This window comes from Microbacterium salitolerans (assembly GCF_019720895.1).
Taxonomy (GTDB): Bacteria; Actinomycetota; Actinomycetes; order Actinomycetales; family Microbacteriaceae; genus Microbacterium.
This window is the reverse complement of the sequence record NZ_JAHKSH010000003.1, coordinates 531,441-543,463: the sequence shown is the minus strand read 5'-3', so window position 1 is coordinate 543,463 and position 12,023 is coordinate 531,441. Positions and strand designations below refer to the sequence as shown.

Annotated in this window: 12 protein-coding genes; 9 read left to right on the top strand and 3 right to left on the bottom strand. The window is 71.1% G+C overall.

Annotated features, from left to right (window positions below):
* The first annotated feature begins 36 nt into the window (after positions 1-36).
* From KOL93_RS09060 to KOL93_RS09020, 9 genes are all read left to right on the top strand, one after another.
* Positions 37-777 carry an SDR family oxidoreductase gene (locus KOL93_RS09060; protein WP_308291592.1) on the top strand — a complete coding sequence of 247 codons (741 nt, stop codon included), beginning with the start codon at positions 37-39 and terminating at the stop codon, positions 775-777.
* A gap of 11 nt (positions 778-788) precedes the next feature.
* Positions 789-1,367 carry a TetR/AcrR family transcriptional regulator gene (locus KOL93_RS09055; protein WP_221585005.1) on the top strand — a complete coding sequence of 193 codons (579 nt, stop codon included), beginning with the start codon at positions 789-791 and terminating at the stop codon, positions 1,365-1,367.
* Between the two features lie 2 nt (positions 1,368-1,369).
* Positions 1,370-2,383: an NADPH:quinone oxidoreductase family protein gene (locus KOL93_RS09050; protein ID WP_308291591.1), complete on the top strand. Its 1,014-nt coding sequence runs from the start codon at positions 1,370-1,372 to the stop codon at positions 2,381-2,383.
* A 28-nt stretch (positions 2,384-2,411) separates the two neighbouring features.
* Complete coding sequence (locus KOL93_RS09045; RefSeq protein WP_221585004.1) at positions 2,412-3,158, top strand: SDR family NAD(P)-dependent oxidoreductase; 747 nt, start codon at positions 2,412-2,414, stop codon at positions 3,156-3,158.
* Between the two features lie 98 nt (positions 3,159-3,256).
* Positions 3,257-3,976 (top strand): ABC transporter ATP-binding protein, encoded by a 720-nt coding sequence (locus KOL93_RS09040; RefSeq protein WP_221585003.1) that lies wholly within the window; start codon positions 3,257-3,259, stop codon positions 3,974-3,976.
* Positions 3,973-4,728: an ABC transporter ATP-binding protein gene (locus tag KOL93_RS09035; protein WP_221585002.1), complete on the top strand. Its 756-nt coding sequence runs from the start codon at positions 3,973-3,975 to the stop codon at positions 4,726-4,728. Before KOL93_RS09040 ends, KOL93_RS09035 begins: the two co-directional genes overlap by 4 nt.
* Positions 4,728-5,606, top strand: a complete 879-nt coding sequence (locus KOL93_RS09030) for a branched-chain amino acid ABC transporter permease (RefSeq protein ID WP_221585001.1) — start codon at positions 4,728-4,730, stop codon at positions 5,604-5,606. Before KOL93_RS09035 ends, KOL93_RS09030 begins: the two co-directional genes overlap by 1 nt.
* Positions 5,603-6,682, top strand: a complete 1,080-nt coding sequence (locus KOL93_RS09025) for a branched-chain amino acid ABC transporter permease (protein WP_221585000.1) — start codon at positions 5,603-5,605, stop codon at positions 6,680-6,682. The genes KOL93_RS09030 and KOL93_RS09025 overlap by 4 nt, the downstream gene beginning before the upstream one ends.
* Positions 6,683-6,687: 5 nt before the next feature.
* Positions 6,688-7,983 carry an ABC transporter substrate-binding protein gene (locus KOL93_RS09020; protein ID WP_221584999.1) on the top strand — a complete coding sequence of 432 codons (1,296 nt, stop codon included), beginning with the start codon at positions 6,688-6,690 and terminating at the stop codon, positions 7,981-7,983.
* Between the two features lie 56 nt (positions 7,984-8,039).
* On the opposite strand, the gene KOL93_RS09015 is transcribed toward KOL93_RS09020, so the two are convergent.
* The 3 genes from KOL93_RS09015 to KOL93_RS09005 all read right to left on the bottom strand — a co-directional run bounded on the left by KOL93_RS09015 (position 8,040) and on the right by KOL93_RS09005 (position 11,956).
* Entirely contained in the window at positions 8,040-9,632 is a 1,593-nt protein-coding gene (locus KOL93_RS09015; protein ID WP_221584998.1) for an AMP-binding protein, read from the bottom strand.
* A gap of 68 nt (positions 9,633-9,700) precedes the next feature.
* A complete protein-coding gene (locus tag KOL93_RS09010; protein WP_221584997.1) occupies positions 9,701-10,903 on the bottom strand; it encodes an acyl-CoA dehydrogenase family protein in 1,203 nt (400 codons plus the stop codon).
* Between the two features lie 3 nt (positions 10,904-10,906).
* Positions 10,907-11,956 carry a phosphotransferase family protein gene (locus KOL93_RS09005; RefSeq protein WP_221584996.1) on the bottom strand — a complete coding sequence of 350 codons (1,050 nt, stop codon included), beginning with the start codon at positions 11,954-11,956 and terminating at the stop codon, positions 10,907-10,909.
* Positions 11,957-12,023 lie beyond the last annotated feature (67 nt).

Genomic DNA, 12,023 nt, shown 5'->3' with positions numbered 1-12,023 from the left:
TCGCCTCACAAACCGACCAGACGGTATGGAGGCAGTGTGCAGAGGTTCTCGGGAAGGGTCGCCCTGATCACGGGCGCGAGCAGGGGCATCGGCTTCGCGACAGCCCGCCGGCTCGTCGACGAGGGCGCCGCCGTCGTGCTGACCGGCCGCCGGCAGGAGGCGCTCGACGAGGCCGTCGGCGCGCTCGGGCCCGATCGCGCGTCCGCCGTGGCAGGGAAGGCTGACGACGACGCGCACCGCGCCGCGGCCATCGCGCACACGATGGAGCGCTTCGGCCGCATCGACCATCTCGTCAGCAACGCCGGCATCAACCCCGCCTACGGTCCGGCGACCGCCATCGATCCGGGGCTCGTGCGCAAGATCCTCGAGGTCAACGTGCTCGCCGCGTTCGAGTGGACGAGGGACGTCGTCGCGGCGGCCGCTCCCGCGTCGATCGTCAGCACCGCGTCGATCGCGGGAACGACCGCGAGCCCGAACATCGCGTTCTACGGCGTCTCGAAGGCCGCGCTCATCAACCTCACACAGCAGCTCGCGATCGAGCTCGCGCCCGCCGTGCGCGTCAACGCCGTCGCACCCGGCGTCGTGAGGACCCATCTCGCCCGAGCCCTGTACGAGGGCCACGAGGAGGAGACCGCGGCGCGCTATCCGCTGCGGCGCCTCGGCGAACCCGTCGACGTCGCCGGCCCCATCGCGTTCCTCCTGTCCGACGACGCCGCCTGGGTGACCGGCCAGACCCTCAAGATCGACGGCGGCGCAAGCGTCGCAGCCGTCGAGTGAAGAATGGATCCATGAAGTCCACTCACGTCGCCGACCAGGTCACCCGCGCAGCCGTCGAACTGTTCGCCGCGCAGGGCTATGCGAACACGAGCGTCCAGCAGATCGTCGCCGCCGCCGGCGTCACCAAGGGCGCGATGTATCACTACTTCCAGTCGAAGGACGACCTCCTCTTCGGCATCTACGAGCGCATGCTCACGCTCCAGCGCGCGCGCCTCGACCAGATCCTCGACGAAGGGGGCCCGGCCGAGGAGGTCCTCGAGCGGATGTGCCGCGACGTCGTCGAGACGTCGATCGACTCCCTCCCCGAGGGCACGGTGTTCTTCCGCAGCCTCCACATGCTCAGCGAGCCGCGCCAGCAGGAGGTCACCCGCCGGCGCCGCGCCTACCACGACCGTGTGACCGAGCTTCTCCATCGCGGTCAGGCGGAGGGCGTCTTCCGCACCGACATCCCCACGTCCGTTCTCATCGCACACTTCTTCAGCGACGTGCACTATCTCTCGCACTGGTACCGCCCAGAAGGCCCGGAGGACAAGCGCGAGGTCGCACAGCAGCTGACGGATCTCTTCCTGCGCAGCATCCGAAAGGAATGATCGTGACCGCACCCCTGCTCCCCGAATCGATGCGCGCCTGGCAGATCACCGCCCATGGCGAGCCGCGCGAGGTGATGCACCTCGCCGACGTTCCGACGCCGTCGCCCTCCCCCTCGGAGGTGCTCATCCGCGTACGCGCCGTCGCCGTCAACTTCCCCGATGTCCTGCTCGCCCGCGGCGAATACCAGGTCCGGCCCGACCTGCCCTTCACTCCGGGTATCGAGCTGTGCGGCGACGTCGTCGCGGTGGGGGAGCAGGTGCGGCATGTGGGCGTCGGCGACCGTGTCGTCGCCTCGCACATCGGGTCGCTCGCGGAATACACCTCGGTCCCCGCGGGCGACGTCCGCGTCGCCCCCGCGGGGCTCGATGACACCCAGGCGGCAGGGCTCACGATTGCCTATCAGACGGCGTGGTTCGCCCTGCACCGCCGCGCACGTCTCCAGCGCGGCGAGACGCTCCTCGTACATGCGGCGGCGGGCGGCGTCGGCCTGGCCGCGGTGCAGCTGGGCGTCGCGGCCGGCGCGCGCGTCATCGGCGTCGTCGGCTCCCCGGAAAAGGCCGAAGCGGCACGAGCCGCGGGGGCCACGCATGTGCTCGTGCGCCCGGAGGTCGGCGACGGCCTCGCGCAGCGGGTGAAGGATCTCACCGACGGCGACGGCGCCGATGTCGTCTTCGACCCCGTCGGCGGCTCCGCGTTCGACGCGTCGACGAAGTGCATCGCGTTCGAGGGCCGAATCGTCATCGTCGGGTTCGCGAGCGGCGAGATCCCCGCGGCCCGCATGAATCACGCGCTCGTCAAGAACTACAGCCTCCTCGGGCTGCACTGGGCCCTCTACCAGCAGCGCCTCCCCGAGCTCGCGGACCAGGCGCACGCCGAGCTCGTGCGCCTCGCGGAGGCCGGCGAGATCCAGCCCGTCGTCGACGACGTCGTCGCTTTCGCCGATGCCCCCTCGGCCATCGAGCGCCTCGCCGCCGGCAGCACGGTCGGTCGCGTCGTCATCACGATCGCCGAGTGACGGTCGCACGAGCATGAGAAGACACGACATGGCCGTCGAGGAGGGGACGCTCGCGGGATCCACGGCGGTCGTGACGGGCGGATCCCGCGGGCTGGGCGCGTCATACGCACGCGCACTGCATGCCGCCGGAGCGCGCGTCGTCATCGCCGATGTGCAGGTCGTCGAGGGCCAGGCGCTCGCCGATGCGCTCGGCGAGCGCGCGCGGTTCACGCATCTCGATGTGACCGACGAGGGCGCCTGGGAGCATCTCGTCGCCGAGACCGTCGGTGCCTGGGGAGGGATCGACGTCCTCGTCAACAACGCCGGCATCGCCAACTCGGCCCCGATCGAGCACTTCTCCCGCGCGAAGTGGGATGCCGTGATCGGCGTGAATCTCACGGGAACGTTTCTCGGGTGCCGGGCCGTGGTCCCCACGATGAAGTCGAGGGGCGAAGGCTCGATCATCAACATCTCCTCGGTCGAGGGACTGCGCGGCAGTCCGAGCCTGCACGGATACACGGCCGCCAAGTTCGGCGTGCGCGGGCTGACGAAATCGCTCGCGGTCGAGCTCGGCGCCGACGGCATCCGCGTGAACTCGATCCACCCCGGGTTCATCGACACCGAGATGACGACCCGCATCGATCCCGCGGTGCTCCCCATTCCGCTGGGCCGAGGCGGCCGCCCCGACGACGTCGCCGGCGTCGTCCTGTTCCTCGCGAGCGATGCGTCTCGATACGTGACGGGCGCAGAGCTCGTCGTGGACGGCGGCATGACCGTCGGCATCGGCCACCGCTGACCCCTCGCACGTCGCGCTCGGAACAGAACTCGCTCCCGCACATACCGTCCAGTCGGTTTTTCGCTATCGTGGACCCACATCAACACGAAGAGGTGCCGATGTCCCGCAACACCAGCCCCCGCCTCGAGGTCGACGCGCTCACCGTGACCTTCGGAGGACTCACCGCCCTCGACGACGTCGGATTCACGGTGGATTCGGGCGAGATCGTCGCCCTCATCGGGCCGAACGGCGCCGGGAAGACGACCGTGTTCAACGCCGTCTGCGCGCTCGTGCGCCCCGCTGCCGGCACGATCCGCATCGGCGGCCGCCCTGCGCCGCGCCGACCGGAAGCCCTCCTCGACCGCGGCGTGGCCCGCACCCTGCAGGGGCTCGGGCTGTTCGGCGGGATGACGGTGCTCGAGAACATCGTCATCCCGATCGCGGGCGCACCCGACCGCGACGCGCGGGCGGCGTCCGCGCTCGAGCGTGCCGAGCTGGGAGGCGTGGCCTCGTCCGACATCGACGCGCTCCCCTACCCCGTGCGCAAGCGCGTCGCGCTCGCGCGCGCCCTGGTCACGCGCCCCGACCTCCTGCTCCTCGACGAGCCGGCCGGTGGCCTCGGCGACGACGACATCGAGGACCTGTCCATCCGGATTCGCGCGGTGCGCGACGACGGCTGCTCCGTCCTGCTCGTCGAGCACCACGTCGACTTCATCATGAGCATCGCCGACCGCATCGTCGTCCTCGACTTCGGCCGCGTCGTCGCGTGCGGCACCCCCGACGAGGTACGCGCGGATCCCGCCGTCGAGAGCGCCTACCTCGGGTGGGAGGCCGCATGAGCACCGACACCGGGGGCGCGGCCCGCGCAGCCCAGGGAACCGCCCTCGCGATCGAGGATCTGACCGTCGGGTACGGCGGATCCCCCGTGATCGGCGACCTGACCCTCACGATCCCCGACGGCGCCATCATCGCGCTGCTGGGCGCGAACGGCGCCGGCAAGACCACCCTGCTCCGAACCCTCTCGGGCCTCGTGACTCCCCGCCGGGGTCGCGTGCTGCTCGATGGCGAGGAGATCCACGCCGTCCGCGTCGAGGACCGTGTCCGTCTCGGGCTCGCGCAGGTGCCCGAAGGACGCAGCGTCGTCGCGGAACTCACGGTCGCGGAGAACCTGCAGCTCGGGGCGCTGTGGCGGCATCGGGATCGCGCTCGGCGTCGAGAAGCCGTCGACGAGATGTACGACATGTTCGAGCCGCTCGCCCGCCGGCGGACGAGCTTCGGCCATCAGCTGTCGGGCGGCGAACGGCAGATGCTCGCGCTCGCCCGTGCGCTCATCTCCCGCCCGCGCGTCCTCCTGCTCGACGAACCGTCGCTCGGCCTCGCGCCCCGCGTCGTCGCTCAGCTGATGACCGTGCTGAGAGAGACGGCCGAGCGCACGGGGCTCACGATCCTGCTCGCCGAGCAGAACGTCACGAGCGCCCTATCGATCGCCGATCGCGGTGTCGTGCTCAGCCTCGGCGAGATCGTCGCCGACCTCCCCGCGGCCGACCTCGCCGCGGATCCCGCACTCCGCCACGCCTACCTGGGGTTCTGATGGACACCTTCGTCTTCCTCCTCGCCACGGGCATCTCCCGCGGCCTCGTGATCGCGCTGTTCGCGCTGTCGCTCGTGATCATCTGGCGCGCCGCGCGGATCGTGAACTTCGCACAGGCGGCGATGGCGATCGTCGCGGTCTTCGTCGCGGTGGCCGTCACGGGCGCCACCGGGTCGTACTGGCTCGGGCTCGCGGCGGCGGTCGTGACGGGCGCCGTCATCGGCGCCATCGTCGAACGGGGCCTGATCCGCCTCGTGCCGAGCACGACCCCGATGCCGGGCATGATCGTCGCGATCGGCCTCGTCATGGTGCTGCAATCCGCGCTCGCGATTCTCTTCGGCCCGGAGCACCGCCCCGTCCCCGCCCCGTTCCCGACGACACCCATCGTCATCGGCGGTGTGCCGGTGCTGTCGCCGTACGACCTGTTCGTCCTCCTGATCGCCCTCGTGGTGCTCGGGGCGCTCGGTCTGCTCTTCAACCGGTCGACGCTCGGTCTCCAGCTGCGCGCGTCCGCCGTCGCCCCCGAGGTGTCGAGGATGCTCGGCGTGCGCGTGTCGCGGATGGTGACGATCGGCTGGATGCTGTCGACCGCCATCGCCGCGCTCGCGGCGCTCCTCCTCGTTCCCGCCGAGCTCGGCCTCAACGCCCACTCCGCCGATGTGCTGTTCGTGCACGCGTTCACGGTCGCGGTCCTCGGCGGCCTCGACTCCGCCACCGGCGCCCTGATCGGCGGCGTCGTCGTGGGCGTGGTCATCACCCTCGTGACCGGCTACATCGGTGCGGGCATCGCACCGCTCGCCGTGCTCGCGCTGCTCACCCTGGTTCTGCTGGTGCGCCCCGGCGGGATCTTCGCCCAGAAGGAGGCGAGGACGGCATGAAGACGATCCTCTTCCGCGCCGGAGTGCTCACGGTCGTCGCGATCGGTGCGACGTTCCTGTTGGATCCGCACCGCAACTACCAGCTGGCGATCATCGCTGCGAGCTTCTGCGCCATCGCGGGGCTCAGCCTGCTCATCGGCCTCACCGGGCAGCTGTCACTCGGCCACGCGGTGCTCATGGCCTCGGGCGGCTACGGCTACGCGCTCGCGGCCGGCCCCGCGGCGAACGCCGGGCTCGATGGAATCTGGCTGTTCCTCGTCGGCCTGCTGGGGGCGGTGCTCCTGTCGGGATCCGTCGGCGCGCTCCTCGGACTCGCCAGCGCGCGCCTGCGCGGCCCGTATCTCGCCGGCCTCACGCTCGCGCTGGTCATCGCTCTCCCGGCGTTCACGAGCCAGGTGCGCGCGCTCGGCGGCGCGCAGGGGCTCACGATCGGCTTCGTCGGGGTCCCCGAGCCGCTGCAGACCATCATGGTCCCGGAGCAGTGGCACGCGTGGATCGCGATCCTGCTCGCGTCGCTCGCCGTCACGCCGCTCGCCCTGATGCGCGCGAGCCGTGCGGGGCTGCGGATGCAGGCCGTGCACGGGGACGAGACGGCGGCCCGTCTGAGCGGCATCGCGCCCGGCCGCGTGAAGGTCGGAGCATTCGTGGCCAGCGCCCTGTCGGCCGGCGTCGGCGGCGCCGCGCTGTGCATCGTGACGCAGTCGGTCGTGCCCGGGTCGTACGACCTCGCGTTCTCGCTGCTGCTCGTGGTCGCCGCCGTCATCGGCGGGCTCGGCAGCATCGGCGGCGCCGCGGCCGGATCCGTGCTCGTCGTGATCCTCCCCTGGCTCATCGACGCCGCAATCGCCGCTCTCGGCCTCCCGCCCGCGTGGGAGCAGCGCCTGTCGGGCAACCTCGGGATCCTCGTCTTCGGCGCGCTTCTGATCGCCGTCATGGTCCTGTGGCCCGGCGGGCTCGCGGGCGCGATTCAGCGCGCCGTCGCGCGCCGCCGGGCCCCTTCTCTCTCCACCCACGAGAACGCGGAGGGCGCGACGCGCACCCCCGCTCCCACCCCGCACACGATCACAGAGAGGTGACATCCATGCGGAACCCCAGAAACAGCACGAGTCCTCCCCTCCGCCGCGCGGTCGCGATCACGGGCGCCGCGGCACTCGCCGTCGCAGCGGCCGGCTGCAGCGCACCGGCCACGCAGGGAGCGTCGGACACGACGGACGCACCGGGCGTGACGGACGACACCGTGACGATCGGCACGCACCAGCCCCTCACCGGGCCCGCCGCAGCCGGATTCGCCTCGATCTCGGCGGCGACCAGCGCGTATTTCGCCTACATCAACGACAACGGCGGGATCCACGGTCGCACGATCGACTACATCGTGGCCGATGACGGATACAACCCCGCGAACACGCAGAGCGTCGTGCGCGGTCTCGTGCAGGACGACGACGTCTTCGCGATCGTCAACGGCCTGGGCACGCCCACTCACTCATCGGTGCTCGACTACCTGGATCAGAACGGGGTCCCCGATCTGTTCGTCTCGTCCGGATCCCTCGCCTGGAACCAGCCGGAGACGTATCCGAGCACCTTCGGCTTCAATGCCGACTACGTGACAGAGGGCGCCGCCCTGGCCCAGTACGCCCTCGACGCACAGGAGGGCGCGACGGTGTGCGTGCTGGGTCAGGACGACGACTACGGCGAGAGCCTGCTCGAAGGCGTGGAGGGCGTCGTCGGCGCCGACGAGATCGGGGAGGTGCAGCTCTACTCCACCGCGAACGAGGACGTCACCGCGCAGGTCGGCGCGATGCAGGCGGCGGGGTGCGACGCCAACATCCTCGCCACCATCAACGGCTTCACGGCCCTCGCGATCGGCACGGCCGCGCAACTGGAGTACGCGCCGACCTGGTACGTGTCGTCGTCGGGTGCCGACCACCCGACGCTCGTCGAGTACCTCGGCGAGGCCGCGCCTCTCCTCGAGGGCCTCGTGTCGGCCAACTACCTGCAGAACTCCCCGTCCAGCGACTGGTACGCGCTGTTCGAAGAGGTCAACGAGGAGTACAACGACGGGGCGCCGTTCACGGGCAACACCACCTTCGGCATGAGCGTCGCCTACGTGTTCGCGGAGTCGCTCGCGCTCGCGGGCGAGGACCTCACGCGCGAGGGGATCGTCGAGGCGATCGAGTCGGGCGATCTCGTCGGCAACGGCATCGCGCCGCTGACGTACTCCTCGGACGATCACTTCGGCAACCGCACCGTGCAGATCGCGGTGGTCGAAGACGGCGTCCAGGACTTCGTCGATCGGGCGTACGAGGTCACGGACGGCGTCGCGACGTCCGTGGATCCGCAGCCCGTCCCACTCGAGAACGACGGGATCCCCGCTCCCTGATCGCACGCGAAGAGGGCGGGCATCCGGAGGCGCCGGATGCCCGCCCTCTTCTCTCCTCAGGCGCGCTGCGGCGCGAGCATGGCCGGGAGCTCGCGCTTCAGGACCTTGCCGCTCGCTCCGAGCGGCAGCTCGTCGACGACGTGGACGACACGCGGATACTTGTACGCGGCCACGCGGTCCCTCGCGAACGCCACGACCTCGTCGGCGTCGACCTCGCGCCCCGCCGACGCGACCACGGCCGCGTGGACCTCCTGACCGTGCGTGGCGTCGTCGACGCCGAACACGGCCGCGTTCGCGATGTCGGGGTGCCGCACGAGCACGTCCTCGACCTCGTTCGGATACACGTTGTACCCGTTGCGGAGGATCATGTCCTTCTTCCTGTCGATGATCGTCACGACGTCGTGCTCGCCGACCGTGCCGAGATCACCCGTGCGGAACCAGCCGTTCTGCACGGCCGCCGCCGACGCATCGGGCCGGCCGAGGTACCCCTTCATGAGACAGTGCCCGCGCACGACGATCTCTCCGAACGCACCGGGCTCGTCGAGGATATGCACCTCGTCGTCGATGTGCGGGTCGGCGACGGCGACGTCGACACCCCAGAGAGGGCGGCCGGCGGTGCCGGGCCGGATCGGCTCGTAGATGGTGTTGAACGACACCGTCGGCGAGGTCTCGGTGAGCCCGTAGCCCTCGTGGACCTCGGCGCCGAGCACCTCATGGAATGCCTCGAGCACCGCGCCCGGCAGCGCGGCGCCGCCGGAGATCGCGTAGCGGAGGGGCGGCCGTGCCGTGCTGTGCTGCGCAGCCTCGAGCATGCCCACGTACATCGTCGGCACGGCGGTGAACACGGTCGCGCCGTGCGCGACGAGCAGCGCGAGCGCGTCGTCGGGGTCGAACTTCGGCAGCAGGATGATCGAGGCGCCGACGCGGAACGCCGTGTTCAGAACCGACGTCTGGCCGAACGCGTGAAAGAGCGGCAGCCCGCCGAAGACGACGTCGTCGGCGCGCAGGTCGAAGGCGTCGATGAGCGCGCAGTGCACCTGCTCGACTCCCGCGACGTGGGACCCCACGGCTCCCTTGGGCCGCCCCGTCGTGCCGCTCGTATACAGGATCGTCGCCGCGTCGGTGGGGAGCACCGACTCGTGGCGCACGATCGGATCGGCCGCCGCGGCCTCCGCCTCGAGGCGCGGGAGCGGCGGGATCCCCTCCCCGCGCGCGGGGAGCAGCACCGTGACGAGGGGCACGCCGGCCGCCTCCGCGGCGGGTGCCGCCTCGGCGAGCAGGGGCGCTGCGACGACCACGACGTCGGCGCCGCTGTCGCGCAGCACGAACTCGATCTCGCCCGACTTGAACAGGAGGTGGACCGGCACGACGACGGCGCCGAGCGCCAGCGCCGCGTAGTAGACCCGCGGGAAGTCGGGCACGTTGGGCACGATCATCGCGACGCGGGATCCGCGCCCGATTCCCCGCGCCCGCAGCGCACCCGCGTACGCTCGCGTCTCGTCCCACAGCTGCCCGTACGTCGTCGTGGCGCCCGCGAAGTGCAGGGCGGTGCGGTGGGGAGATCGCCGCGCCGTCTCCGACAGGATGCTCGCCATCGACAGCGTTCCGAAGCCGGCTCCATCGACGGCCTCGTCAGCGTGATCGGTCATGGTGTGCCCTCTTTCCTCGTCATCGAGTGGGATGTCACCCGCCACGGCGCTCGCCGTGACGGTCGGTCTCAGGCGCGCAGCTCGGCCTTCCCGAGCGATGCGAGGTGCACCTCGTCGGGCCCGTCGGCGATGCGCAGGGCGCGGACGCCCGCGAACATCTCGGCGAGCGGCTGACCCGCCGACAGGCCCGCCGCGCCGAACAGCTGCATGACGCGGTCGATGATGCGCTGCGCGGCCCGGGGGACGGCGATCTTGATCGCCTGGATCTCGGTCATGGCGCGTCGGTTGCCGACCGTGTCCATGAGCCAGGCGGTCTTCAGCACAAGCAGGCGCAGCGCCTCGAGTTCGATGCGCGCCTCGGCGGCCCACTCCCGGATGACGCCCTGCTCCGCGAGCGGGCGCCCGAACGGGGCCCGCGATCGCGCACGCTCCCCCGCGAGGGCGAGGGCCCGCTCCGCCGTGCCGAGGGCGCGCATGCAGTGGTGGATGCGTCCGGGGCCGAGCCGGGCCTGGGCGATCGCGAAGCCGTCGCCCTCATCGCCGATCAGGTTCTCGGCCGGCACGCGCACATCGTCGAACACGATCTCCGCATGGCCACCGTGGTCGCGGTCGTCATAGCCGAACACCGTCAGCGGCCGGATGATCCGCACGCCGACGGCGTCGCGCGGCACGATCACCATCGACTGCTGGCGGTGCCGCGGACCGTCCGGATCCGTCTTCCCCATGACGATCAGCACACGCGCATCCGGACTCATGGCGCCGGTCGACCACCATTTGCGCCCCGTGATGACGTAGTCGGATCCGTCGCGACGGATCCGCGTGCCGATCTGGGAGGCGTCGGACGAGGCGGCATCGGGCTCCGTCATGCAGAACGCCGAGCGGATGCGCGCATCGAGCAGCGGCTCCAGCCATTCGCGCTTCTGCGCGGGCGACCCGAAGTCGGCGAGCACCTCCATGTTCCCGGTGTCGGGGGCGGCGCAGTTGACGACGACGGGCGCGAGGCGCGGGCTCCAGCCGGTGATCTCGGCGAGCGGCGCGTACTGCAGGTTCGTGAGCCCTGCCCCTCCCTCGCCGGGCAGGAAGAGATTCCAGAGCCCCTCAGCACGGGCCGCCTGACGCAGCTCGTGGACGACGGGGCGGAACGACCACTCGTCGGGCGTTTCGGCGATCTGCGTCGCGAGCACTCTCTCGGCGGGAATCACCCGCTCGTCGACGAAGGCGCGCAGCCGCGTCGACAGGTGGGCGGTTCGGGGGTCGGTGGCGAAGTCCATCGGTCAGCTCCTCACGGCCGAGAGGTGTCGGATCCCGTCGTCGGCGAGCGGCCGGACGAGGTCGCCGATGAGATCGAAGCCCTCGCCGACGGTGTCGCCGGAGAGGAAGCGGCAGTGGATGCCCTCGAGGATCACGGCCAGCTTGTACGACGCAAAGGCCCGATACCAGGACAGGTCCCCGATCGCGCGCGATGTCCGCGCGGCGTAGACGTCGACGAGTTCGTCGAAGGAGGGATATCCGGCTCCGGGCACGACGGCGCTCTGGCTGACGGGATCGCCGGCGAGCTCGCGGATCTCCCAGTACAGGCCGAGGATGCCGAGATCGACGAGCGGATCGCCGAGCGTCGCCATCTCCCAGTCGAGCACGGAGGCGACGCGGGGGCGGTGGGGCGGACCCGCGACGAGCACGTTGTCGAGGCGGAAGTCTCCGTGCACGATCCCCACGACGTCGCTGCCTGCGGGGCGGGTCGACCCCAGTCGGTCCTGCAGCTCGTCGAGCAGGTCGAGCGGGCGCGTCCGCGACGCGTCGAGCTGCCGCCGCCACGTCGAGAGCTGGCGGTCGAGGTAGCCGTCCGGACGACCGAAGTCCCTGAGACCGACGTCTGCGGGGGCCACGGCGTGCAGGTCTGCGAGGATCTCGGCGAGCTGCCGCCCCAGCGCATGCAGGCCGTCGGCGGTGAAGGCCGCGTTCTGCTCGGGCTGAGACAGCACGGCTCCCTCGACGAGCTCCATCACGAAGAACGGCGTGCCGGTGACCTCGTTCGCCGCCGTGTCGTCGACGACGTCGATCGTCGGCGGGACCGGGACGGCGGATCCGGCGAGCGCGGAGATGACCCGGTGCTCGCGGCGCACATCGTGGGCACTCGAGAGCACATGCCCGAGTGGTGGACGGCGGAGCACGAGGGGCCTCGCCGCGCCGTCGATGCGGTAGGTGAGGTTGCTGCGCCCGCCCGCGATCACGCTCGCCGAGAGAGGGCCCGCCGCGAGCGTCGGGTGGGCGCGCGTCAGCCACTGACTCAGCCCCGCGCAGTCGAGGCCCGGTACATCGGTCATCGTCGACCCGCCTTCCGTCGGTACCCACGAGCATACCGCGCGGTCGGTATGTCTTTGCAACCCGACA

Coding starts and splice junctions, on each gene's coding strand:
- KOL93_RS09030 (WP_221585001.1), top strand. CDS start 4,728: ATGGACACCTTCGTCTTCCTCCTCGCCACGGGCATCTCCCGCGGCCTC.
- KOL93_RS09005 (WP_221584996.1), bottom strand. CDS start 11,956: ATGACCGATGTACCGGGCCTCGACTGCGCGGGGCTGAGTCAGTGGCTG.
- KOL93_RS09020 (WP_221584999.1), top strand. CDS start 6,688: ATGCGGAACCCCAGAAACAGCACGAGTCCTCCCCTCCGCCGCGCGGTC.
- KOL93_RS09010 (WP_221584997.1), bottom strand. CDS start 10,903: ATGGACTTCGCCACCGACCCCCGAACCGCCCACCTGTCGACGCGGCTG.
- KOL93_RS09055 (WP_221585005.1), top strand. CDS start 789: ATGAAGTCCACTCACGTCGCCGACCAGGTCACCCGCGCAGCCGTCGAA.
- KOL93_RS09015 (WP_221584998.1), bottom strand. CDS start 9,632: ATGACCGATCACGCTGACGAGGCCGTCGATGGAGCCGGCTTCGGAACG.
- KOL93_RS09025 (WP_221585000.1), top strand. CDS start 5,603: ATGAAGACGATCCTCTTCCGCGCCGGAGTGCTCACGGTCGTCGCGATC.
- KOL93_RS09035 (WP_221585002.1), top strand. CDS start 3,973: ATGAGCACCGACACCGGGGGCGCGGCCCGCGCAGCCCAGGGAACCGCC.
- KOL93_RS09040 (WP_221585003.1), top strand. CDS start 3,257: ATGTCCCGCAACACCAGCCCCCGCCTCGAGGTCGACGCGCTCACCGTG.
- KOL93_RS09045 (WP_221585004.1), top strand. CDS start 2,412: ATGGCCGTCGAGGAGGGGACGCTCGCGGGATCCACGGCGGTCGTGACG.